The sequence below is a fragment of the Shinella sp. NM-101 genome (assembly GCF_021401195.1).
GTDB lineage: Bacteria > Pseudomonadota > Alphaproteobacteria > Rhizobiales > Rhizobiaceae > Shinella.
In genome coordinates this window covers 34,133-58,203 of sequence record NZ_JACBFT010000001.1, presented here as the reverse complement: position 1 = coordinate 58,203, position 24,071 = coordinate 34,133, and the positions used below count along the sequence as shown (strand labels likewise).

Below are 24,071 nucleotides of genomic sequence, written 5' to 3'. Positions count from 1 at the left end.
GAAGATGAAAGCTGGTTCAAACTTTTTGAACGCCGTGTCTGCCGTTGCACTGTCGGCGAGTATGGTTGTCACGGGCGGCTCTGTTGCCACGCTTGTCTCTGCCGGCGTCGCCCAGGCGGCCGTCGTCCGGAACATCCAGGTGCATGGCGCCGATCGCGTCAGCGCCGATACGGTCAAGGCCAATCTCGCGATCCAGCCCGGCAAGACCTTCTCCAATGCCGACATCGACGAATCCGTCCGTCGCCTCTATGCGACCGGCTACTTCTCCGACGTCCGCATCTCGGTTTCCGGCGGAACGCTCGTCGTGACCGTCAACGAAAACCAGCTGATCAACGAAGTCGTCATCAACGGCAACCGCAAGATCAAGGACGACAAGCTGCAGGGCGTCCTCCGCTCGCGCTCGCTCGGCCCGTACAATGAGACGACGATCGAAGCCGACAAGCAGGCGATCCGCGATGCCTATGCCGCCATCGGCCGCAGCGACGCAACCGTCACCACGCAGACCTATCCGCTCGGCAACGGCCGTGTGAACGTCGCCTTCGTGGTGGACGAGGGCGACCGCACGAAGATCTCGCAGATCAACTTCGTCGGCAACGAAGCCTACAGCAACGGCCGCCTGCGCTCCGTCATCCTCACCAAGAAGTCGAACTTCCTCTCCTTCCTGACCCGCAAGGACGTCTACAGCCAGGAGAAGCTGCGCGCCGACGAAGAGGCACTGCGCCAGTTCTACTTCAACAACGGCTATGCCGACTTCCGCGTCATCTCGTCCGAGGCCGTTCTCGACGAGGCGTCGAACGAATATGTCGTGACCTTCACGGTCGAGGAAGGTCAGCGCTACAATTTCGGCGACGTGAACGTCGAATCGACGGTCGAGGGTCTCGACTCGGAAGAGCTGAAGGGCCTGATCGAATCGCGTCCCGGCAAGGTCTACCGTGCCAAGGACGTCCAGGAGACGATGTCCGAGATCTCGCAGCGCGTCGCGGCGCAGGGCTATCCCTTCGCCCGCGTGACGCCGCGCGGCAACCGTGACCTCGGCAACGGCACGATCGCCGTCGACTATCTCGTCGACCAGGGCGAGCGCGCCTATGTCGAACGCATCGAAATCCGCGGCAACACCCGCACGCGCGACTACGTCATCCGCCGCGAGTTCGACATCGGTGAAGGCGACGCCTTCAACCAGGAAGTCGTCGCACGCGCCAAGCGCCGCCTCGAAGCACTGGGCTACTTCTCCAGCGTCAACATCACGACGGCTCCGGGCAGCGAATCCGACCGCGTCGTCCTGGTCGTCGACGTGCAGGACCAGTCGACCGGCTCGTTCGGCATCGGCGGCGGTTACGAAACGGGCAAGGATGGCGGCTTCAAGCTGGAAGCATCGATCGAGGAAAAGAACTTCCTCGGCCGCGGCCAATACATCCGCATTGCTGCCGGCGGCGGTAAGGATTCGCGTGATTACAGCCTGTCCTTCACGGAACCGTACTTCCTCGGCTACCGTCTTGCCGCAGGCTTTGACGTCTTCAAGAACGAGGACAAGAGCGAAGACTATTACAACGTCGACTCGCAGGGCTTTACCCTGCGCGTGACGGCTCCGATCACGGAAGACCTGTCGACGACGCTTCGGTACAACTATACCAAGCTGGATTACAAGTCGTCGCTGGTCCCGCGCGACCCGCGACTTTCGACGCCATATTGGGATGTTGTTGAAGGTAGCCCCTGGGTTCGTTCTTCGGTCTCGCACAGCCTGACCTTCGATACGATCGATGACCGTACGTTGCCGCGCGAAGGTATTTTTGCCCAGGTTACGCAGGAGTTTGCCGGTCTCGGCGGGGACTCCGACTATTACAAGATCACCGGCAAGGCGCGCTATTTCCATACGCTTCTGGACGACGCGGACGTGATCGGCTCGATTGCTGTCGGCGGCGGACACATGTGGGGCTTCGGCAACGATACCAAGGTCTACGATCAGTTCACGCTGTCGGCGTCTGACGTTCGCGGCTTCGAGTCTGGCGGTATCGGCCCGAGGTCCAGGGCGGCTGCTACAGGAAACGGCGACAACATCGGCGGCACCACCTATTTCACGGTTTCTGCCGAAGCTTCGTTCCCGCTGCCGATGGTTCCGCGTGACTCCGGTTTCCGCGGCGCTATCTTCGCCGATGCCGGTACGCTCTATGGCAATGATGTGTACACCGGTGGGGACACGGTTATGGGCACGAGCATGAGCCTGCGTGCCTCCGTCGGCGCCAGCATCATCTGGGCTTCGCCGTTCGGTCCGCTGCGGTTCGACTACGCGGTTCCGATCAAGAAGGAAGAGTTCGACGAAGTTCAGCGCTTCAAGTTCGGCATTGCTACCCAGTTCTGACGATTTGCGCCCAGAACTGTGAGAACATGAACGTTCTGGAGTGCGCCGATGGAGCATAACTGGTTTTTTCCGCCCCATGACGGCATCCGTCTGGGTGACCTAGCGGCAGCGCTTGGGGCGGAGCTTGCCGATGCTGCACAGGCCGACCGGGTCGTGCGCAATGTATCGCCCGTAAGCCGGGCGAAAGACGGCGATCTCTGTTACATCCTCTCCCGCAAGCTTCGCGCCGAGCTCGATACGAGCCAGGCGACGGCGATTCTTTGCGAGCGCCCGCTCGCCGCGCTGGTTCCCGCGCATATCGCCGTGCTGATTTCCGCGCGCCCGCATACAGCTTTCGCCATGGCCGGCGCACTGCTGCATCCGGCGGCCATGCGGCCGGAGGCAATGACCTCCGCGCCTGCCGGGGTAGCTCCGGGCGCCTATGTCGACCCGGCGGCGCGGCTCGAACCCGGCGTGACGGTCGAACCCATGGCGGTCATCGGCAAGGGCGCGGAGATCGGCGAGGGCACGCATATCGGTCCCGGCGCGGTCATCGGCGCCGGCGTGCGGATCGGCCGCAACTGCACGATCGCCGCGGGCGTCACCATTCAATATGCGCTGGTCGGCAACAATGTCATCATCCATCCCGGCGCGCGCATCGGCCAGGACGGCTTCGGCTATGCGCCGGGCCTGAAGCCCGGCATGATCAAGATCGTCCAGATCGGCCGCGTCATCATCCAGGACAATGTCGAGATCGGCGCGAACACGACGGTCGACCGCGGCACGATGGACGATACCGTGATCGGCGAGGGCACCAAGATCGACAATCAGGTGCAGGTGGGCCACAACGTGCGCATCGGTCGCCATTGCGGCATCGTCAGCAAGGTCGGCATCGCCGGCAGCACGCGGATCGGCGACGGCGTGATGATCGGCGGCGCCTCGGGCATCAACGGCCACATCACCATCGGCGACGGCGTGCAGATCGCCGCCATGAGCGGCGTGGTCGCCGATATTCCGGCGGGCGAGAAATACGGCGGTATTCCCGCCCGTCCGATGCGCGATTTCCTTCGCGACATGGCGGAAATCGTCATGCGTTCCAGCACTCGAGTCCAGAAGAAGGGGGGCAATGATGAGTGAAGAAACCAGGGCAACGCTCGGCGTGGCGGACCTGCGTGAAATCCTCACGCTTCTTCCCCACCGCTATCCCTTCCTGCTGGTCGACAAGATCATCGAGATCGACGGGGACGATTCGGCCATCGGCATCAAGAACGTGACGGTGAACGAGCCGCACTTCATGGGGCATTTTCCCGATCACCCGATCATGCCCGGCGTCCTGCTCGTCGAGGGCATGGCGCAGACGGCGGGCGCGATCTGCGCGCGCAAGGCCTGCACGGGATCGAACCTCGTCTATTTCATGACGATCGACAATGCCCGTTTCCGCAAGCCGGTCGTGCCCGGCGACCGCGTGGAGTTCCACGTCACGAAGCAGAAGCAGCGCGGCAATATCTGGAAGTTTCACTGCGATGCAAAAGTTGATGGGCAACTTGCCGCCGAAGCTGATATCGGCGCGATGATCGTGAAAAAGGAAGACGCCTTAAAATGATTGCCGCCAGTGCGAAGATCCATCCGCTCTCCGTCGTCGAGGACGGGGCGGTCATCGGTGAGAACGTCGTCGTCGGCCCCTTCTGCCATGTCGGGCCGAAGGTCGTTCTCAAGGATGGCGTGGAGCTTCTGACGCATGTGGTGGTCACCGGCCGTACCGTCATCGGTTCCGGCACGCGCATCTTCCCCAATGCCGTCATCGGCGGCGATCCGCAGAGCGTGCATCACGACGGCGCCGAGACGACGCTCGATGTCGGCGACCTGTGCGTGATCCGCGAAGGCGTGACGATGAATGCCGGCACGACCGAGGGCGGCGGCCGGACGATCGTCGGCAACAACAATCTCTTCCTCGCCAATTCGCATGTCGCGCACGATTGCATCCTGGGCGACCATATCATCCTGTCGAACAACGTCATGCTCGCCGGCCATGTGAAGATCGAGGATCGCGTCATTCTCGGCGGCGGCTCCGCCGTGCACCAGTTCACCCGCATCGGCCGCCAGGCCTTCATCGGCGGTCTTTCGGCCGTGTCCTACGACGTCATCCCCTACGGCATGCTGAACGGCAATCCCGGCATCCTCGGCGGCCTCAATGTCGTGGGCATGTCGCGCGCAGGCATGGACAAGGCGACGATCCATCAGGTTCGCCGCGCCTTCAAGCAGATCTTCGAGGGCGAAGGGTCCATCCGCGTCAATGCCGCCGCGATCCGCGAGGAATATGCGGAGAGCGCTCCGGTCATGCAGATCCTCGATTTCATCGCCGCGGAAAGCGACCGGGCCCTTTCGTCTCCCAACCGGGGCAAGGGCTGACCGTCATGGCGGAAAGCCGGCCCGAAGCGCGCGACCGGCTGGCCATCATCGCCGGCGGCGGCATGCTGCCGCGTTACGTCGCCGATGCCGCCCGTGCCCGCGGGGAAAGCCCCTATATCCTGGCGCTCAGCAACGAGTCGGGCGACGACTGGTCGGGTTACGATCACGAAGTGATTTCCATCGGAAACTATGCCGGTATCGGCGCTGCGTTCCGCCGCCACGGCATCGGCCGCGCGGTCCTGTCCGGCTGGGTGCGCCGCCGGCCGGAATGGCGCGATATCCATGCGCCCTTCACGGCGCTGCTCGCCATTCCCTCCGTCGTCCGCACCTTGCTGAAGGGCGGCGACGATGCTGTCCTGAAAATGGTCATCCGCCTCATAGAGGGTGAGGGCGTGCGTGTCGTCGGCGCCCATGAGATCGTGCCGGATCTCCTCGGAAGCGAGGGGCCGCTCGGCGCCGTCGTGCCGGACAGCGCGGCCGAGGCCGACATCGCGGCGGCCGCTGCTGCGGCCCTGGCGCTCGGCCGGCTGGACGTGGGGCAGGGCGCCGTCGCCGTCGGCGGCCGCGTGGTGGCGCTGGAGGGGGCAGAGGGCACGGACGGGATGCTGGAGCGCGTGGCGCAGCTTCGCGCGGCGGGCCGCATTTCCCAGCGCCGCAAGGGCGTTCTCGTCAAGCTGTGCAAGCCGGGGCAGGACCTGCGCGCCGACCTGCCGTCGATCGGCCTCGAAACCCTGCGCCGGGCGAAGGCGGCGGGGCTCGCGGGCATCGCCGTGGAGGCGGGCCGCTCGCTGATACTGGAGCGCGAGACGCTCGTTGCGCAGGCGGATGCGGCCGGCCTCTTCGTGACGGGCATCCTGCCGGACAGAACGGAGACTGCGCCATGACGGGAGAACCGATCAGGGTCGGCGTCATTGCCGGCGAGGTCTCCGGGGACCTGCTTGGCGGCGATCTCGTGGCGGCGCTGCGCGCGGCCCATGGCGGGCCGATCGAGCTCGTCGGTGTCGGCGGCGAGGCGCTGGAGCGGCAGGGGCTGAAATCCCTCTTCGACTTCTCCGAACTCTCCATCATGGGCATCTCGCAGGTGCTGAAGCGCCTGCCGTCGCTGCTGCGCCGCATCCGCCAGACGGCGGACGCGTTGATCGCCGCTCGCCCGGACGTGCTGATCATCATCGACAGCCCGGATTTCACCCATCGCGTCGCCCGGCGCGTCCGCAAGGCACTGCCGGACCTGCCTGTCGTCAACTATGTCTGCCCCAGCGTCTGGGCCTGGAAGGAAGAGCGGGCGCCGCGCATGCGCGCCTATGTCGACCATGTGCTGGCCCTGCTGCCGTTCGAGCCGGCGGCGATGGAGCGGCTCGGCGGCCCGGCTACCACCTATGTCGGCCACCGGCTGGTCGGCGATGCGGACATCCAACGGGTGCGCGCCGCGCGGCTTGCGCGGCCCGGGGGCGAGGCCGGCGGGAAGACCTGCCTCCTCCTGCCCGGTTCGCGCAGCACGGAGATCGGCCGCCTCCTTCCGGTGTTCGGCGAGATGGCGAAGGAGCTTTCCGCGCGCCATGCCGATATCCGCTTCCTGCTGCCCACGGTGCCGCGGCAGGAGCCGCTGGTGCGGCGGCTGACGGCGGACTGGCCGACGCCGCCTGAGATCACCGTGTCGACGCAGGACAAGTGGGCGGCATTCGCCGCCGCAGACGCGGCGATCGCGGCCTCCGGCACGGTTATCCTGGAACTGGCGCTCGCGGGCGTGCCCGTCGTGTCGACCTATCGCTTCGACTGGATCGCCAATTTCTTCCTGCGCAGGGTGAAAATCTGGACGGCGGCCATTCCCAACCTCATCGCCGATTATGCCGTCGTGCCGGAATATCTCAACGAGCAGGTGCGGCCCGGCGTCCTGACGCGCTGGTTCGAGCGTCTTTCCACTGACACGACCGAGCGCCGGGCCATGCTGGAAGGCTACGATCTGGTAGAGGCCCGCATGCAGACCGCCCGCCCGCCCGGCGAAACCGGCGCGACGGTGATCCTCGATCTTCTCGCAACAAAAAAGCCCGGTCGAAACTGACCGGGCTTTCTGCTGTCGATTGCCGAGATCAGCGCTTGGAGACCGGCAGGTAGTCGCGCTTGGGTGCGCCGACATAGAGCTGGCGCGGGCGGCCGATGCGCTGTTCCGGGTCTTCGATCATCTCGTTCCACTGGGCGATCCAGCCGACCGTGCGGGCGAGCGCGAAGAGCACGGTGAACATGGTGGTGGGGAAGCCCAGCGCCTTCAGCGTGATGCCGGAATAGAAGTCGATGTTCGGATAGAGCTTCTTCTCGACGAAATACTCGTCCGTCAGCGCGATGCGCTCCAGCTCCATCGCCACTTCCAGCATCGGGTCGTCCTTGATGCCGAGTTCGCCGAGAACCTCGTGCGTCGTCTTCTGCATGATGCGGGCGCGCGGGTCATAGTTCTTGTAGACGCGGTGGCCGAAGCCCATCAGGCGGAACGGATCGTTCTTGTCCTTGGCGCGGGCGATATATTCCGGAATGCGGTCGACCGAGCCGATTTCGGCGAGCATGTTGAGCGCTGCCTCGTTGGCGCCGCCATGGGCCGGGCCCCACAGGCAGGCGATGCCGGCCGCAATGCAGGCAAACGGATTGGCGCCCGACGAGCCCGCGAGGCGGACGGTCGAGGTCGAGGCGTTCTGCTCGTGGTCGGCGTGCAGGATGAAGATGCGGTCCATGGCGCGGGCCAGAACCGGGTTCGCGACATAGTCCTCGCAGGGAACGGCGAAACACATGCGCAGGAAGTTCGACGCATAGTCGAGGTCGTTCTTCGGGTAAACGAAGGGCTGGCCGATATGGTACTTGAAGGCCATGGCGGCGATCGTCGGCATCTTGGCGATCATGCGCAGCGAGGCGACCATGCGCTGGTGCGGGTCGGTGATGTCGGTCGAGTCGTGGTAGAAGGCCGAGAGCGCACCGACGACGCCGCACATCACGGCCATCGGATGGGCGTCACGGCGGAAGCCGGTGAAGAACTTCGACATCTGCTCGTGCACCATGGTGTGGTGCGTGACGCGATAGTCGAAATCGTCCTTCTGGGTCTTCGTCGGCAATTCGCCGTACAACAGGAGGTAGCAGACTTCCAGAAAATCGCCGTGCTCGGCCAGTTGTTCGATGGGATAGCCGCGATGCAGCAGAACACCTTCGTCGCCATCGATATAGGTGATCTTCGATTCGCACGAGGCGGTGGAGGTGAAGCCGGGGTCGTAGGTGAAGGTGCCGGTATTCTTGTAGAGCGTGCCGATGTCGATCACATCGGGGCCGATCGTCCCGGATCGCGTCGGCAGTTCCACTGACTTGCCGCCGACCGATACATCCGCGCTTTTTCCTGTCATAACGATCCTCCGTTGTTTCGAATGGGCGGCACACGTCCCGTGCCGCGACCATGAACATGCTCGTTTTGCTAGCCCATTTACGGTGCCCTGCCAAGCGATACGAAAGGCAAATTGTGCATTGCGGAAACAGGCTTTCCGGCAACGCAATATCTACCGTTTCCATGAAGTTGCAAGCAACCTTTGAGAGTGTCCGCCAAATTGCGGAGGTAGCATCCTTTCTGTCTGCCTTAGCAATTTTACCGCCTACTGCCGATTGAAAGTCTCGCCAATCGATTGCACAGTGAGAGAGGTGAACGGGGCCGGGACGAATGGCCGAGGGGAAAGTCGAGGAGCGGGGAGAGGCGGCCGAGGCCCATGGCTGGCGGACGGCGGCCGAGGCAAGCGCCCTGCCTGCGGTTTCCGGCCATCGGGCGCCGCCTCGCCGGGCGCCGTTTGCCGCCGTGCTGCGGGTGGCGGGCCAGCTTCGCAGCGATGCGACAGGGCGGCATGCCCTTGCCGCTGCCTTTGCCGAGGAGCGGGCGCACGGCCATTTCTTCCTGTTCGTGCCCGTCTTCATGGGGGCGGGCGCTGCGCTCTGGTTTGCCGCCGCAGCCGATCCGTCGCCGCTCGCCATGATCCTCGTGGCGCTCGCGGCGCTCCTGCCGGCCTGGCGCCTTCGCCACCGGGAGGGGTGGCCGGCGCTTGCCGCGGGCGCGGCGTTCCTTGTTCCGGTCGGCATGCTGCTTGCCGCCCTCGAAAGCGCGCGGCTCGATACGATCATCCTGGACGCTCCGGTAACGACCGAGATCGGCGGCCGGGTGCTGTCACGCGAAAGCGACGCGCGCGGGGCGATCCGCTATCGCGTCGCGCTGGAGACGACGCAGGGGCCTGTCCTCAAACGTGCACCGGGCGTGGTGACGGTGCTTGCGCGCAGCACGCATGACCCCATCGCCATCGGCAGCGGCATAACGGGGCGCGCGCGCCTCGGCCCGCCCTCCGGTCCCTCGCTCGCCGGGCTCAACGATTTCGCGTTCGACGCCTATTTCGCGGGAACCGGCGCCGTCGGCTATTTCTACAGGGCTCCGACCGCCATGGCGGGCACCGAAACCGGACTGGAGGGTCGGGTCCGGCGCGAGATCGCGACATGGCGCAACAGCCTGACCGAGCATATACGCGGCCGCATCGGCGGGGACGCGGGGGCGATCGCCGCGGCGCTCGTGACGGCGGAGCAGCGGGCGATCAGCGCGGAGACGGTGGAGGCGCTGCGGCAGGCGGGGCTGACCCATGTGCTCGCCATTTCCGGGCTCAACATGGTGCTGGCCGCCGGGACCTTCCTCGTCGGCGCGCGCGGGCTGATGGCGCTGATCCCCGGCTTTGCCGAACGCTATCCCACCAAGAAGATCGCAGCAGCCGGGGCGCTCGTCATGGTGACGCTCTACATCCTCGTCTCGGGCGGGGCGATCTCGGCCGTGCGCTCATGGATCATGATCTGCGTCATGCTCGTCGCGGTGATGTTCGGCCGTTCGGCGATCAGCCTGCGCAACGTGGCGATCTCGGCGATCCTCATCCTCATCGTCACGCCCTCGGCCGTCACCAATCCCGGCTTCCAGATGTCCTACGCGGCGACGCTCGGCCTCGTCGCCGGCTATGCGGCCTGGCGCGAGCGTCCGGTTCGCCGCGAAAGCCGGGGCGGGCGGTTCCAGCTCATCGGCGGCTCGGCGGGCCGCTTCTTCGGCGGACTGCTTCTCTCCTCGCTGATCGGCAGCCTTTCCACGCTCATCTATTCGGTCGGCCATTTCCATCGCATTCCCGCCTACGGGCTTGCCGGGAACCTCCTGGCCATGCCGGTCATCAGCGCCATCGTCATGCCGTTCGGGCTGATGGCGGTGCTGCTCATGCCCTTCGGTCTCGACGCCATTCCCTTCGTCATCATGGGCAAGGGGATCGATTGGATGATCGCGATGTCGAACTGGGTCGCCAGTTGGAAGGGCGAGATCGTCATCGGCCGCATTCCGCCGCTCGCCTTCCTGCTGATCGGCGTCGGCGGCGGCCTGCTCTGCATCCTACGCACCAGGCTGCGTCACGCGGGCACCTTGCTGGTCGTGCTGGGCATCGGCATTGCATGCTGGCCCGACGGGCGTCCGCGTCCCGAGGTGCTGGTGTCGGAGGACGGCCGCCTCGTCGCCGTTCTCGATGGCGCCAGGGTGGCGACGAACCGAGCCCGGCCGCCGGGTTTCGTCTACGATCAATGGCGCCGGGCGCTCCGGCTCGGCGAACTCGTCAAACCGGACATGCGCAAGACGGCGGGCCTGACGCTGGAGGATGCCGGGGAAAAGCCGGCGGGAGCGCCAGAAGGAAAGCGACCGCGGCGCAAGGCGGATCGGCAGAAGGCGAGGGATGCCCTCACCGCGGCTCTCGATGCGGCGGGAAAAGGCCCCGGCTTCGTCTGCGAAACGAAAGCCTTCTGCGCCGCCGTCTCGCCGAGCGGCTGGCGGATCGTCACGCTGGAGGACACCGCCTTCCTCGGCACGGCCTGCGACGGGGCGGATCTCGTCGTCGTGCCCTTTGCCCTGCGGCTGGATGCCTGCCGCTCCGGCGCCCGGCTGGTGACCGCGCGGCATCTGCGGCGAACGGGCGCGCTGGAAATCCGGCCGGCTGCGGCAGCCGCAGCCAGCCTTCCCGAGGCGGAATTCACGTCTTCCGTCGAAACGCTCGATCGCCCCTGGTCGAGGCACCGCACCTACGACTGGCGGACCGGCAGCTTCGATAACGGACAGGCGGTCAGTGATAACGACGGATGAGGCCGACGAGCTTGCCCTGGATCTTGACGCGATCCGGCCCGAAGATGCGGGTCTCGTAGGCCGGATTGGCGGCTTCGAGTGCGATGGAGGCGCCCTTGCGGCGGAAGCGCTTCAGCGTCGCCTCCTCTTCGTCGACGAGCGCGACGATGATCTCGCCGGGATTGGCGGTGCTGGTGTTGCGGATGATGACGGTATCGCCGTCGAGGATGCCGGCCTCGATCATCGAATCCCCCCGGACTTCCAGCGCATAATGGTCGCCGTTGCCGATCATCTCGGCCGGCACGGTGATGTCATGGGTGTTGTTCTGGATGGCGGAGATCGGCACGCCGGCGGCGATGCGGCCCATCACGGGCACCGACACGGACGTGGGCATGTCGGCCGGGGCAGCATTGCGCTGCGGCGGGGCGGCGGCCGGCGCGGGCGGCTTGCCGCGGCTGCCTTCGATGACGGAGGGCGAGAAGCCGCGCCGGGGCTGCAGGCTCGGCGAATAGGCCTCGGGCAGCTTGATGACCTCCAGCGCGCGCGCCCGGTTGGGCAGGCGGCGGATGAAACCGCGTTCCTCCAGCGCCGTGATGAGGCGGTGGATGCCCGATTTGGAGGCGAGGTCCAGGGCGTCCTTCATCTCGTCGAAGGACGGCGGAATGCCCGATTCCTTCATGCGCTCATGGATGAAGAGGAGGAGTTCCTGTTGTTTGCGCGTCAGCATGGTCTCTCCACCGAGAATCGTGAAACAAATCCAGAACAGACACTATCTGTTCCATATGTGTTCCGCAAGGGGCCGGTGAAACAATAATGCTGCTCAAACAGCGGGTTCGCGCAGGAGCAGGACTTGGCAGGCCGCGCCCGCCTCAAGGGCCGGCGCATGCGGCAGGCGGACAAGGAGGCCTTCGGATTGCGCGAAGGTCTTCATCATCGAGGAATCCTGCTTGTCGAAGGGCGTCACGCGGAGCTCGCCGGCAGGTCCGCGGTCGATCCGGGCGCGGATATGGTCCTGGCGGTGATCGTTTTCCCGGACCGGCACGGCGGCAACGGCGCTGCGCAGCCGGCTTTTCCCCGGAAGACGGGCGAGGCGGCGGACAAGCGGTTCCAGGAAGAGCAGCGAGCAGACGAGGCTCGAGACGGGATTGCCGGGAAGGCCGACGACCTGGATCGCGCCGAGGCGGCCGACCATCAGCGGCTTTCCGGGCCGCATGGCGATGCGCCAGAAATCGAGCGCCATGCCGGCCTCGCCGAGGACGGGCTGGACGAGGTCGAAATCGCCGACGGAGGCGCCGCCGAGCGTCACGAGCACGTCGATGTCGAGCACCAGCGCCTTGCGCACGGCTTCCAGGATCGCCTGCCTGTCGTCTTCGACGATGCCGAGGTCGATGACCTCCGCGCCGGCTTTACGGGCGATGGCCGAGACGCCGTAGGTGTTGGAGGCGATGATCTGGCTTGCACCCGGCCGGGTGCCCGGCGGGACGAGCTCGTCGCCTGTCGCCAGCACCGCGATGCGGGGGCGGGCATAGACGGTCAGTTCCGCATGGTTCATCGCGGCGGCGACGGTCAGGCGGCCGGGATCGAGCACGTCGCCGGCATGCAGCACGACCTCGCCTTCGGAGAAATCCTGTCCGCGGGGACGGATGTGGCGGCCTTCCGGGGTGAGGAAGGTGGTGCGGATGCGGCCGTCCTCCAGCCGTTCCGCGTCCTCCTGGAGAAGGACCGTATCGGCGAAGGCGGGCAGGGGCGCGCCGGTGAAGATGCGCACGGCCTCGCCAGGACCTGCGGTGCCTTCGAAGGCGTGGCCGGCGGAGGAGGTGCCGACGACCTTGAGGATGGAGCCCAGTTCGGCGATGTCGGCATGGCGGACGGCGTAGCCGTCCATGGCGGAATTGTCGAAGGGCGGCTGGGTGAGGCGGGCGGCGAGGTCTGCGGCGAGCACGCGGCCCTCGGCGTCCCGCAGGCTCACCGTCTCCGTCCGCACTGTCGGCTGCGCGGCGGACAGCAGGCGGTCGAGGGCGTCCGCGACGGGCAGGAGGGACATCAGGCGTCTCCGCGCTTGTAATCGCCGGAGCGGCCGCCGGATTTCTCGCGCAGGCGCACGCCGCCGATCTCCATCTCGCGGTCGGCGGCCTTGGCCATGTCGTAGACGGTGAGGCAGGCGACGCTGACGGCCGTCAGCGCCTCCATCTCGACGCCGGTGCGGCCGGTGAGCTTCGCCATGGCCTCGACGCGCAGGCCCGGCAGCGCGTGGTCCTCGCGGATGTCGACGGCCACCTTGGTCAGCATCAGCGGGTGGCAGAGGGGAATGAGGTTCGCCGTCTGCTTGGCGGCCATGATGCCGGCAAGGCGCGCCGCGCCGATCACGTCGCCCTTCTTCGCGTCGCCCTTGAGGATGAGGTCGAGGGTGGCCGGCGCCATGCGGATGAAACCTTCGGCGACGGCGATGCGCACCGTCTCGGCCTTGTCGCCGACATCCACCATGTTGGCCTCGCCCGAGGCGCCGATATGGGTGAGCGTAAGGCGTTCCCCGGCCATCATTCCGCCGCCAGAACGCCGGCGTCGCCGGTCAGCAGCGCGCGCGTGGCGGCCGTCACGTCGTCCTTGCGCATCAGGCTTTCGCCGACGAGGAAGGTGGAAATGCCGACCTTGCCGAGGCGCATGCAATCGGCATGGGTGAAGATGCCGCTTTCGCCGACGAGCAACCGGTCCTCCGGCACCATGCCGGCGAGCTTTTCCGAAACGGCGAGATCCACCTCGAAGGTGCGCAGGTTCCGGTTGTTGACGCCGACGAGCTTGGATTTCAGCTTCAGCGCCCGTTCCATCTCCGCCTCGTCATGCACCTCGATCAGCACGTCCATGCCGAGCGAGAAGGCGGCGTCCTCCAGCATCTTCGCGGCATCGTCGCCAAGCGAGGCCATGATGAGGAGGATGCAGTCCGCGCCCCAGGCACGCGCCTCCAGCACCTGGTAGCTGTCGAACATGAAGTCCTTGCGCAGCGCGGGCAGGGCGCAGGCTTCGCGCGCGGCCGTCAGGAACTCCGGGGCGCCCTGGAAGCTCGGCGTGTCGGTAAGCACGGAGAGGCAGGCCGCCCCGCCCGCCTCATAGGCCCTGGCGAGCGCCGGCGGATCGAAATCCGGCCGGATGAGGCCGCGGGAGGGGCTCGCCTTCTTGATCTCGGCGATGAGGCCGAATCGGCCTTCGGCCTTCCGGTCCCTGAGGCTTGCAAAGAAGCCGCGCGGCGGCGCCTGATCGCGGATGCGGGCGCGAAGCTCGGCCGGGGCGACGCGCGCCTTGGCGGCGGCGATCTCTTCCAGCTTGTAGGCTTCGATCTTCCTGAGGATGTCGGTCATGGCCAATCCTACTCCGCCTGGCCTTCGTTGGAAACCGCGACAAGTCGTTCCAGGGCGGTGCGGGCGCGGCCGCTTTCGAGGGATTCGGTCGCGAGCTTCATGCCCTGTGCGAGCGTTTGCGCCTTGCCGGCAACCATGAGCGAGGCGGCGGCATTGGCAAGCGAGATGTCCCGGTAGGGCATGTGCGCGCCGCCGAGCACGGACAGCAGTGCGGCGGCATTGTGCGGGCCGTCGCCGCCGCGAAGGTCGTCGAGCTTGACCTGCGGCAGGCCGAAATCGGCCGGTGTCAGCTCGAAGGTGCGGATCTTGCCGTCCTCCAGGGCCGCGACCTGCGTCGTGCCGGTCGTGGTGATCTCGTCGAGGCCCTCGCCGTGCACGACCCAGATGCTTTCCGAGCCGAGATCGCGCATCACCTCGGCGATCGGCACCAGCCATTGCGGCGAGAAGACGCCGAGGAGCTGGCGCTTGACACCGCCCGGATTGGAGAGCGGGCCGAGCAGGTTGAAGATGGTGCGCGTGCCGAGTTCGACGCGCGAGGGGCCGACATGCTTCATCGCCGAATGATGGAGCTGGGCGAACATGAAGCCGAGCCCGGCATCGTGCACGCAGCGGGCGATCTCCGCCGGGCCGATGTCGAGCCTGACGCCGAGGCAGGAAAGGGCGTCGGCCGTGCCCGACTTCGAGCTGAGCGCCCGGTTGCCGTGCTTGGCGACGGGCACGCCGGCACCCGCGACGATGATCGCCGCGAGCGTCGAGATGTTGTAGGTGCCCGCGCCGTCGCCGCCCGTGCCGACGATGTCGATGGCATCGGCCGGCACGGTGACCGGCAGCATGCGGGCGCGCATGGAACCGACGGCGCCGTAGATCTCGTCCACGGTCTCGCCGCGCACGCGCAGCGCCATCAGGAAGCCGCCGATCTGCGAGGGCGTGGCCGCCCCCGACATGATGATCTCGAAGGCGCCGCGCGCCTCCTCGCGGTCGAGCGGCGCGCCGGTGGCGACCTTGGCGATATAGGGTTTCAGATCGGACATGCGGTTTGCGTCCCCCTAGCGCCGCGCGATGCTCTGCTCGGCGAGCGACCGGTTGATGGAGACGCCGTAGGTCGTCTGCAGGGCGCTTACCATCTGGTCGAGGATGTCGTCGCCGCTGGTGCGGGCGACGGCCTGGATCTGCTGCTCGTCGTTCGACAGCGCGTCGGTCGCGGCATCCGCATTCACCTCGGTCACCTTGAGCAGGATCTGGCCTTCGCCATCGACGCCGGGCGTGGCGGCGACATGGCCGAGCGGGCCGGCGAAGGCCGCGGCGACGGCCGCCGGGCTCAGGACCGGATCCTGCGCGCCGCGGTGGAGGCCGGCCTTGTTCTCGACGGCCATGCCCAGCTCGTCCGCGATTGCGGAAAGCGCGTCGCCCTTGCGCACGCGCCCGGCCAGTTCCTCGGCTTTCCTGGCAAGGGTCTGGCGCTGCTGTTCAGCGGTCCAGTCGGCAACGACACGGTCGCGTACCTCGTCGAGCGTGCGGTCGCGCTCCGGCAGCACGTCGAGCACGTCGTACCAGGCATAGCCCTCGCGGCCGACATTGATCGGCGAGGTTTCCATGCCGACATCGGTCTTGAAGACCTCGCCGAGCAGGGCGGTTTCTTCCGGGAGGCCGGCGATCTCCTCGCCCTTCGGGTCGTTGCCCTGGGCGTCCGCGGCCTCGACGGTGATGGCCTTCAGGTTGTTCTTGGCGGCGGCGTCGGCAAGGCTGAGGCCTTCGGCGCGGCTGTCCTCCAAGCGGTCGTGCACGGCGAGGATGCCTTCCGCGGCTTCCGAGAGCGCAAGCTCGTTGCGCAGCTCTTCCTTCACCTCGTCGTAGGTCTTCGTCGTTTCCGGGCGGATGTTCGTCACGCGCAGGATGATCGGGCCGAAGGTGCCGTCGATGACCGGGGTCGTGCCGCCGTCGGCGGGAACGGCGAAGGCGGGATCGGCGAGCTTCCGGTCGGGAACGTTGTCCCTGGTGAAGTCGCCGAGCAGGACGTCGGCTGCGGTCTTGCCTTCCTCGGCGATCAGCGCGTCGAAGGTGGCGGTGCCGGCGGCGAGCTTGGCGGCAGCGGCGTCCGCGGCGGCGCGGTCCTTGAAGGTCAGTTGCTCGATGGTGCGCGTGGCGGGCGTGCTGTACTTCTGCTTGACCCGCTCATATTCGGCCTTCAGCGCATCCTCGGTGATGGCGGCGGTCTCGACGATGTCCTTCGGCTCCAGCGAGACATAGACGAACTTGCGGTATTCCGGCGCGCGGTACTTCGCCTTGTTCTGTTCGAACCAGGGGGCGAGCACGTCGTCGCCGGGCGCCTTCACGGGGTCGATATTGGCGTTGCTGAGCAACAGGTAATCGATGGTGCGCGCCTCGTTGCGGTACTGGCGCAGCGCGCCGGTCAGCACGTCGGGGGCCTTGTAGCCATCGGAAACGGCTTCCACGACCTGGGTGCGGATGGCGACCTGGCTGCGGTTGTTGATGTAGTCGTTCTCGCGCAGGCCTGCATTGCGCAGGATCGCCGAGAAGGCGGTGCGGTCGAACTGGCCGTTGACGCCGCGGAAGGCCGGGTCGTCGGCGATCAGGCGGGCGAGGCGGCCTTCCGAGAGGCCGAGGTTCATGTCGCGCGAGAGCTGGTCGAGCGCGGCGCCCGCCACGAGTTCTGCGAAGACCTGGTTCTCGACGCCGAAGGCGCGGGCCTGCTCGGCGTTGAGCCGCATGCCGAAGCGCTGCGACATGGTCGCGACCTGGCGCTCGTAGGCGAGGCGGAAGTCCGTCGGCGAGACCTTGACGTCGCCGACGGTGACCACGGCATTCGACCCGCCCGTGACGATCGAGCTCGAAACGCCCCAGACCGCGAAGGAACCGACCAGAACGATCAGCAGGGCTTTTGCCACCCAGGTCTGGGCGGCGCTTCTCAAGGCATCGAGCATCGTCTAACTTTCCTCATGTCGGCGGCCATGCGGCCGGAGATCGTCTCTTAACGGAAAGTTCGCGGGAATTGAAGTGCGCAGCGTGCGCGCGATGCGGGGCAAAAAACACGCCTGCCGCAAATCGGTCGTAAAGCGTCGATTTCCTTTGCCGGCAAATGAAAAATTTCTGAAATTATTGGCATATTCCGGCTGAATTCCGCTGTCATAATTTGAAAATTCATGTTCGGATGCGGGATCGTTCCGGTGAGTCCGACCGTTGTTTGGGGCCGTGAGGAGGCAAGACGTGGAATCCACGATCGTCATGATCAACCTTTTCGGTGCGGTGGCGCTTCTGCTTTTCGGCCTCGCGCTGGTGAAGGACGGCATGACGCGGGCCTTCGGCGTCAAGCTGCGCTCCGGGCTGGCGCTCGGCACGCGCGGTCCGTTCCGCTCCTTCTTCGCCGGTTTCGTCGCCACCGTCGCGCTGCAGAGCTCGACCGCGACCGCGCTGATGATCGCCTCCTTCGTGGAAAAGAACCTCGTTCGCGCGCGCATGGCGCAGATCGTGCTGCTCGGCGCCAATGTCGGCACCGCCGTCACGGCCTGGCTGGTGGCGACCGGCATCGAATCGATCTCGCCCTTCATCATCCTCGTGGGCGTGCTGTTCTACAAATCCTCCGGCTCCTCCGCCCGGCAGGGCCTCGGCTCGGCGCTCGTCGGCATCGGCCTGATGCTGCTTTCGCTGCATCTCCTGGGCCTTGCGACGGAGCCGATGCGCCAGTCGCCGGCGCTCGCCGCCTTCCTGACGCTCCTGGGCGACGCGTGGCCCGCCGCGCTCGCCTTCTCGACCGTGCTCGCCATCATCTCCTCCTCCAGCCTCGCGGTGGTCGTGCTCATCCTGTCGCTGACGGCGATGGGCATCCTGTCGCCGGCGCTGACGGTCATCCTCGTGCTCGGCGCCAATCTCGGCGGGGCCGTGCCGCCCGTCATCGCGACGCTGAAAGCCGCCGCGTCCGCCCGCCGCGTGACGCTCGGCAACCTCCTCGTGCGCGGGGTGGGGTGCCTTGCGGTGCTGCCCTTCGCGGGTCAGGTCGCGGACCTCCTCGCCATGCTGCCCGTTCCGGCCGCCAAGCTGCCGGTCGACGTGCATCTTGCGTTCAACCTCGTCGTCGCGCTGATCATGTGGCCGCTTTCGGGGCCGCTCTCGCGGCTCATGGAAAAGCTCGTGCCGGAGGAGAAGCCCGAGGACAACGGGCCGAAATATCTCGACGATTCGGCGCTTTCGACCCCGGTCGTCGCGCTGTCCGGCGCAACGCGCGAGGTCCTGCGCGTCGGTGATCTCATCGAGGCCATGCTTATCCGCACGATGCGCGCCTTCAACGACAACAACCTTGCGCCCATGAAGGACATCGGCGAACTGGAGCGGCAGGTCGACACCCTGCAGCAGGAGGTGAAGATCTATCTCTCCCGCCTCGGCCGCCAGGGCGTCAGCGGCGAATGCGCGGCCCGCTCGATCGTCATCATCGACTATGCCATCAATCTCGAGCATGTCGGCGACATCATCGAGAAGGGGCTGCAGGAGCAGGTGCGCAAGAAGATCGTCAACGGGCTGAAATTCTCCGACGACGGCTACAAGGAACTCGACAACCTCTTCAACCTGACGATCGAGAACCTGCGTATCGCCCAGACGATCTTCGTCACGCGCGATGCCGGCCTTGCCCGCCAGCTCATGGAGGTGAAGGTCGATGTGCGGCGCATGGAGAAACAGTCTTCCGAGCGGCATCTGGAGCGGCTGCGCGACGGACGGCTCGACAGCCTCCAGACGAGCTCGCTGCATCTCGACATGCTGCGCGACCTCAAGCGCGTCAACGCGCATCTGGTGTCCGTCGCCTATCCGATCCTCGACGAGAACGGCCTGCTGACGGAAAGCCGCCTGCGCAGCAAGTCGAACTGAGGCGCGGAGAAATCCCTTTGTCTCCGGCCGCGCCTTTTTGCTAAGGAACGGCGTCGAAGACGGGTGAACGAGGGATTCCCATGACCGCAGACCGGACGAAGCGCAACTGCCTGGCCGTCATCCTGGCCGCGGGCGAGAGCACGCGGATGAAGTCCTCGCAGTCGAAGGTGCTGCACCCGGTCGCCGGCCGGCCGATGATCGCCCATGTGGTCGACGCCCTCGCCAGGGCCGGCATTTCCGACATCGCGCTGGTGCTCGGCCGCGACGCGGAGAAGGTCGAGGCTGCGGCGCGGAACGCGGCGGTCAGCAGTTCCGTCCATATCCAGACCGAACGGCTCGGCACGGCCCATGCGGTGCTTGCCGCGCGTGAAGCGATTGCCAGGGGATATGACGACGTGCTCGTCGTCTTCGGCGATACGCCGCTCATCACCGAAGCGCCGCTGGTCGCCGCGCGGGACGGGCTTGCCCATGGCGCGGATGTCGTCGTCATCGGCTTCGAAACGGCCGATCCGACGGGCTACGGCCGGCTGATCGTCGAGAACGACGAGCTTGTGGCGATCCGCGAGCACAAGGATGCCAGCGAGGCCGAGCGCGCCATCACCTATTGCAACGGCGGGCTGATGGCCATCGACGGGCGCAAGGCGCTCGATCTCATCGGCCGGATCGGCAACAGCAACGCCAAGGGCGAATATTATCTCACCGACATCGTCGAGGTGGTGCGCGCGGCGGGCGGCCGGGCGGTCGCCGTGGAGGCGCCCGAGGAGGAACTGACCGGCTGCAACACGCGCGCCGAACTTGCCGTCATCGAACGGCTCTGGCAGCAGCGCCGCCGGCACGAGATGATGCTCGACGGCGTTTCGATGATCGCGCCGGAAACCGTGTTCCTCGCCTATGACACCGAGATCGGCCGCGACGTGACCATCGAGCCGAACGTCGTCTTCGGGCCGGGCGTGACGGTCGAGAGCGGCGCCGTCATCCATTCCTTCTCGCATGTCGAGGGTGCGCATGTCTCGGCCGGCGCCGAGGTCGGCCCCTATGCGCGCCTGCGGCCGGGTGCCAATCTCGGCGAGGGCGCGAAGGTCGGCAATTTCTGCGAGGTGAAGAAGGCGGAGATCGGGGCGGGCGCCAAGGTCAACCATCTGACCTATATCGGCGATGCCTTCATCGGTGCGCGCACGAACATCGGTGCCGGCACCATCACCTGCAACTATGACGGCATCAACAAGCATGTCACGCGCATCGGCGCGGACGCCTTCATCGGCTCCAATTCGGCGCTGGTCGCGCCGGTCTCCATCGGCGACGGCGCCTATATCGCCTCGGGCAGCGTGATCACGGCCGACGTGCCCGACGATGCCGTCGCCTTCGGCCGCGCCCGGCAGGAGAACAAGGAGGGCCGCGCGGCGCTGATCCGTGCGCGCAACCAGGCGATCAAGGACGCGAAAAAGAAGGCGGCGCCCTAACACGTCGATTGGGCGCGCCCACGTTAACGCCTGCAATCGAAAGTGAGCGGGCCCATGTTGCGCCGCAGAAAAAAAACTCTACGAAAAGAACGCAATGAAATGCGTCGGATAGGAATGGGAGCGCGCCATGTGCGGAATTGTCGGTATCGTCGGAAACCAGCCTGTCGCAGGTCGGCTTGTCGATGCGCTGAAGCGCCTTGAATACCGGGGTTACGATTCCGCCGGGGTTGCCACCGTCGTCGACGGACGGCTCGCCCGCCGCCGGGCCGAAGGCAAGCTCTTCAACCTCGAAAAGCGCCTTTCGGAAGAGCCGTTGGCCGGCACGATCGGCATTGCCCACACCCGCTGGGCGACGCATGGCGCGCCGACGGAAGGCAACGCCCATCCGCATTTCGTCGACGGCGTCGCCGTCGTGCACAACGGCATCATCGAGAACTTCTCCGAGCTGAAGGACGAGCTGGTCGCCGGCGGCGCCACCTTCACCACGCAGACCGATACGGAGGTCGTCGCGCAACTCATCGCGAAATATCGCCGCGAGGGCCTCGGCCGCCGCGAGGCGATGCATGCCATGCTTCGGCGCGTCACCGGCGCCTATGCGCTCGCCGTGATCTTCGAGGACGATCCGTCGACCATCATGGCCGCGCGCAACGGTCCGCCGCTCGCCATCGGCCATGGCCGCGGCGAGATGTTCCTCGGCTCCGACGCCATCGCGCTCGCGCCCTTCACCAACGAGATCAGCTACCTCGTCGATGGCGACTGGGCGGTGATCGGCCGCGAGGGCGCCTTCATCTTCGATGCCGACGGCAATCGCGTCGAGCGCGCAAGGCAGGTTTCCTCCGCCGCCGCCTATCTCATTGACAAGGGCAACCACCGGCACTTCATGGAGAAGGAGATCCATGAGCAGCCGGAGGCGATCTCCCATGCCCTCAGCCACTATGTCGACTTCCTTGCGCAGACGGTGCGACCCGTTGCCGGCGACATCGATTTTGCCAGGGTGCCGAGCCTTGCCATTTCCGCCTGCGGCACCGCCTATCTGGCGGGCCTCGTCGGCAAGTACTGGTTCGAACGCTATGCGCGCCTGCCGGTCGAGATCGACGTCGCCTCGGAGTTCCGTTACCGCGAGATCCCGCTCAATCCGGCTTCGGCCGCGCTCTTCATCTCCCAGTCCGGCGAGACCGCCGACACGCTCGCCTCGCTTCGCTACTGCAAGGAGCGCGGGCTGAAGATCGGCGCCGTGGTCAACACGAAGGAATCGACCATCGCCCGCGAATCGGACGCGGTCTTCCCGATCCTCGCCGGCCCGGAAATCGGGGTCGCCTCGACCAAGGCCTTCACCTGCCAGCTCGCCGTCCTCGCCGCGCTCGCCATCGGCGCGGGCCGGGCGCGCGGTACGCTCGGCGAGGCGGAGGAGAAGGAACTCGTGCGCCACCTTGCCGAGATGCCGCGCATCATGGCCGGTGTGCTCAACACCATCCAGCCGGCCATCGAGCAGCTTTCGCGCGACCTGTCGAAATGCAAGGACGTGCTCTATCTCGGACGCGGCACCAGCTATCCGCTGGCGATGGAAGGCGCGCTGAAGCTCAAGGAAATCTCCTATATCCACGCCGAAGGCTATGCCGCCGGCGAGCTGAAGCACGGCCCCATCGCGCTGATCGACGAGAACATGCCGGTCATCGTCATCGCCCCGCACGACCGATTCTTCGAGAAGACCGTCTCGAACATGCAGGAAGTGGCGGCGCGCGGCGGCCGGATCGTCTTCATCACCGACGAGAAGGGCGCGGCCGCCTCGAAGCTTCCGACGATGGCGACCATCGTGCTGCCCAATGTCGACGAGATCATCGCGCCGATGATCTATTCGCTGCCGATCCAGCTCCTGGCCTATCACACGGCCGTCTTCATGGGCACGGACGTCGACCAGCCGCGCAACCTCGCCAAGTCCGTGACGGTGGAATGATCGTCCGGCCGGAACGCGAAGGCGACATCGACGCGATCCGCACGCTGACGGAAACGGCGTTCCGGACGGCGCCCCATGCCGATGGCACCGAACATCTGGTCATCGACCGTCTCAGGGCCGCCGGTGCCCTGACGCTTTCGCTGGTGGCGGAGGAGGGCGGGATGGTCGTCGGCCATGTCGCGTTCTCGCCGGTCAGGATTTCCGACGGAAGCCGGGACTGGTACGGCCTCGGGCCGCTTTCGGTCGACCCGCCCCGCCAGGGGAAGGGGATCGGCGGAAGGCTTGCGCGCGAAGGGCTCGATCGGCTGAAGGCCGCCGGGGCAGGTGGCTGCGTCGTGCTCGGCGATCCCGCCTACTACAGCCGTTTCGGTTTCGCACAGGATCCGAGACTGACGCTGGACGGGGTGCCCCCCGAGTATTTCATGCGCGTTGCGTTTTCTCCGGTTTACGGCGAGGGAACGGTTTCCTATCATCCGGGTTTCTACGGTTGAGCGGCCTCCCACGCCACCGCCCCACACTGGACGACAGATGACCGACCTTGTCCCGAGACAGTCGCTTGCCATGCGGCTGCGCAACAATTTCCTCACCGGCCTCGTCATCTGCGCGCCGATCGCCATTACCATATGGCTGACCTGGACCTTCATCCACTGGGCGGATAGTTGGGTGAAGCCCTATATTCCGGCGCCCTACAATCCGGAAAACTACTTCCAGTTCGCCATTCCGGGCTTTGGCCTCCTGATCGCGCTGGTGTTCATCACGCTCATAGGCTTCCTCGGCAAGAACCTGATCGGCCGGACGATCGTCGAGTTCGGCGATTCGCTGTTCAACCGCACGCCGCTGGTGCGCACGGTGCACAAGAGCCTCAAGCAGATCTTCGAGACGGTGCTGAAGGACAAGGGCACGTCCTTCAACAGGGCGGCGATGATCGAATATCCGAGCGCCGGCTTGTGGTCGATCGTCTTCGTGGCGACGGACGCGCGCGGCGAGATCGCGACGAAGTTCAAGTCCATGGGCAAGGACATGGTCGCCTGCTTCCTGCCGCCGACCCCGTTTCCAACGGCCGGCTTCCTCGTCTACGTGCCGCGGGAAAAGCTCGTGCCGCTCGACATGAGCGCGGAGGACGCCGCCAAGCTCATCATCTCGGTCGGTCTCGTCACGCCGCCGGAAAAGTCGCTGGAGCTCATCGAAAGCGAGGAGCAGCGCAAGGCCAAGGCGAAGTCCCGGAAGAAGGGATAGGAAAAGGGCGAGCCGCCCCGCGGGCGGGACGGCTCGGCATGCCTATTCCTCGACGACGGCGTTCTGCCGTTCGTCCAGGATGATCCGGTCGGCTTGTGCCGGCAGGCGGGACTGCTTTTCGGTCGTGGTCACGCTGGCGGTGGTGATCGTCTTGTCGACCTTGGCTTCGGCCGAGATCTTGTTGTGCCAGGCGCAATCCGCAAAGGCTGCGGAGGCGGAAAGGGCAAGCGTCGCCGCGACTGCGAGAACTGTCTTCATGGCATTTCTCCTTTTTCGCTGATGCGGGAAGAAGTATGCCTTCACGGGCAGTCCC

General features: G+C 66.2%; 20 protein-coding genes. 12 read left to right on the top strand and 8 right to left on the bottom strand.

What is annotated here, in order from left to right; all coding sequences use genetic code 11:
* The first annotated feature begins 4 nt into the window (after positions 1 to 4).
* From bamA to lpxB, 6 genes are read left to right on the top strand one after another with little or no spacing between them, the layout of a single operon-like run.
* The gene (gene bamA / locus L0976_RS00250) at positions 5 to 2,356 is read left to right on the top strand and encodes an outer membrane protein assembly factor BamA (RefSeq protein WP_234185550.1); all 2,352 of its coding nucleotides are present in this window, start codon (positions 5 to 7) and stop codon (positions 2,354 to 2,356) included.
* A 48-nt stretch (positions 2,357 to 2,404) separates the two neighbouring features.
* Positions 2,405 to 3,472, top strand: coding sequence for a UDP-3-O-(3-hydroxymyristoyl)glucosamine N-acyltransferase (gene lpxD, locus L0976_RS00245; RefSeq protein ID WP_234185549.1), 1,068 nt, complete (start codon positions 2,405 to 2,407; stop codon positions 3,470 to 3,472).
* A complete protein-coding gene (fabZ, locus tag L0976_RS00240) occupies positions 3,465 to 3,938 on the top strand; it encodes a 3-hydroxyacyl-ACP dehydratase FabZ (protein ID WP_234186183.1) in 474 nt (157 codons plus the stop codon). The genes lpxD and fabZ overlap by 8 nt, the downstream gene beginning before the upstream one ends.
* Positions 3,935 to 4,744: an acyl-ACP--UDP-N-acetylglucosamine O-acyltransferase gene (lpxA, locus tag L0976_RS00235; protein WP_234185548.1), complete on the top strand. Its 810-nt coding sequence runs from the start codon at positions 3,935 to 3,937 to the stop codon at positions 4,742 to 4,744. Before fabZ ends, lpxA begins: the two co-directional genes overlap by 4 nt.
* A 5-nt stretch (positions 4,745 to 4,749) precedes the next feature.
* A complete protein-coding gene (locus L0976_RS00230) occupies positions 4,750 to 5,628 on the top strand; it encodes an LpxI family protein (RefSeq protein WP_234185547.1) in 879 nt (292 codons plus the stop codon).
* Positions 5,625 to 6,803 (top strand): lipid-A-disaccharide synthase, encoded by a 1,179-nt coding sequence (gene lpxB, locus L0976_RS00225; protein WP_234185546.1) that lies wholly within the window; start codon positions 5,625 to 5,627, stop codon positions 6,801 to 6,803. The genes L0976_RS00230 and lpxB overlap by 4 nt, the downstream gene beginning before the upstream one ends.
* Before the next feature lie 28 nt (positions 6,804 to 6,831).
* Here lpxB and gltA read toward each other — a convergent pair whose 3' ends face one another.
* Positions 6,832 to 8,121, bottom strand: coding sequence for a citrate synthase (gene gltA / locus L0976_RS00220; RefSeq protein ID WP_203318914.1), 1,290 nt, complete (start codon positions 8,119 to 8,121; stop codon positions 6,832 to 6,834).
* A 308-nt stretch (positions 8,122 to 8,429) separates the two neighbouring features.
* Here gltA and L0976_RS00215 point away from each other — a divergent pair, with 308 nt between their 5' ends.
* On the top strand, positions 8,430 to 10,901 hold the full coding sequence (locus tag L0976_RS00215) for a ComEC/Rec2 family competence protein (protein ID WP_234185545.1): 2,472 nt from the start codon (positions 8,430 to 8,432) through the stop codon (positions 10,899 to 10,901).
* Here L0976_RS00215 and lexA read toward each other — a convergent pair.
* From lexA to L0976_RS00185, 6 genes are all read right to left on the bottom strand, one after another.
* On the bottom strand, positions 10,882 to 11,607 hold the full coding sequence (gene lexA / locus L0976_RS00210) for a transcriptional repressor LexA (RefSeq protein ID WP_203318913.1): 726 nt from the start codon (positions 11,605 to 11,607) through the stop codon (positions 10,882 to 10,884). The two genes, L0976_RS00215 and lexA, sit on opposite strands and share 20 nt — an antisense overlap.
* Before the next feature lie 93 nt (positions 11,608 to 11,700).
* Entirely contained in the window at positions 11,701 to 12,924 is a 1,224-nt protein-coding gene (gene glp / locus L0976_RS00205) for a gephyrin-like molybdotransferase Glp (protein WP_234185544.1), read from the bottom strand.
* Positions 12,924 to 13,418: a cyclic pyranopterin monophosphate synthase MoaC gene (moaC, locus tag L0976_RS00200; protein ID WP_234186182.1), complete on the bottom strand. Its 495-nt coding sequence runs from the start codon at positions 13,416 to 13,418 to the stop codon at positions 12,924 to 12,926. The genes glp and moaC overlap by 1 nt, the downstream gene beginning before the upstream one ends.
* Positions 13,418 to 14,233, bottom strand: a complete 816-nt coding sequence (gene trpC / locus L0976_RS00195; RefSeq protein WP_234185543.1) for an indole-3-glycerol phosphate synthase TrpC — start codon at positions 14,231 to 14,233, stop codon at positions 13,418 to 13,420. The genes moaC and trpC overlap by 1 nt, the downstream gene beginning before the upstream one ends.
* A gap of 8 nt (positions 14,234 to 14,241) precedes the next feature.
* Complete coding sequence (trpD, locus tag L0976_RS00190) at positions 14,242 to 15,264, bottom strand: anthranilate phosphoribosyltransferase (protein ID WP_234185542.1); 1,023 nt, start codon at positions 15,262 to 15,264, stop codon at positions 14,242 to 14,244.
* Between the two features lie 15 nt (positions 15,265 to 15,279).
* Complete coding sequence (locus tag L0976_RS00185; protein ID WP_234185541.1) at positions 15,280 to 17,175, bottom strand: peptidylprolyl isomerase; 1,896 nt, start codon at positions 17,173 to 17,175, stop codon at positions 15,280 to 15,282.
* 283 nt (positions 17,176 to 17,458) lie between these two features.
* Between L0976_RS00185 and L0976_RS00180 the strand changes: the two genes are divergently transcribed.
* The 5 genes from L0976_RS00180 (at position 17,459) to L0976_RS00160 (ending at position 23,758) form a co-directional block, all read left to right on the top strand.
* Positions 17,459 to 19,108 carry a Na/Pi cotransporter family protein gene (locus L0976_RS00180; RefSeq protein WP_234185540.1) on the top strand — a complete coding sequence of 550 codons (1,650 nt, stop codon included), beginning with the start codon at positions 17,459 to 17,461 and terminating at the stop codon, positions 19,106 to 19,108.
* Positions 19,109 to 19,188: 80 nt separating this feature from the next.
* Entirely contained in the window at positions 19,189 to 20,568 is a 1,380-nt protein-coding gene (glmU, locus tag L0976_RS00175) for a bifunctional UDP-N-acetylglucosamine diphosphorylase/glucosamine-1-phosphate N-acetyltransferase GlmU (protein ID WP_234185539.1), read from the top strand.
* Between the two features lie 127 nt (positions 20,569 to 20,695).
* Entirely contained in the window at positions 20,696 to 22,522 is a 1,827-nt protein-coding gene (gene glmS / locus L0976_RS00170) for a glutamine--fructose-6-phosphate transaminase (isomerizing) (RefSeq protein ID WP_234185538.1), read from the top strand.
* On the top strand, positions 22,519 to 23,013 hold the full coding sequence (locus L0976_RS00165; protein ID WP_234185537.1) for a GNAT family N-acetyltransferase: 495 nt from the start codon (positions 22,519 to 22,521) through the stop codon (positions 23,011 to 23,013). The genes glmS and L0976_RS00165 overlap by 4 nt, the downstream gene beginning before the upstream one ends.
* A 37-nt stretch (positions 23,014 to 23,050) precedes the next feature.
* Positions 23,051 to 23,758: a DUF502 domain-containing protein gene (locus L0976_RS00160; RefSeq protein WP_203318904.1), complete on the top strand. Its 708-nt coding sequence runs from the start codon at positions 23,051 to 23,053 to the stop codon at positions 23,756 to 23,758.
* Between the two features lie 42 nt (positions 23,759 to 23,800).
* Here L0976_RS00160 and L0976_RS00155 read toward each other — a convergent pair whose 3' ends face one another.
* A complete protein-coding gene (locus tag L0976_RS00155) occupies positions 23,801 to 24,016 on the bottom strand; it encodes a hypothetical protein (protein ID WP_203318903.1) in 216 nt (71 codons plus the stop codon).
* Positions 24,017 to 24,071: the final 55 nt, after the last annotated feature.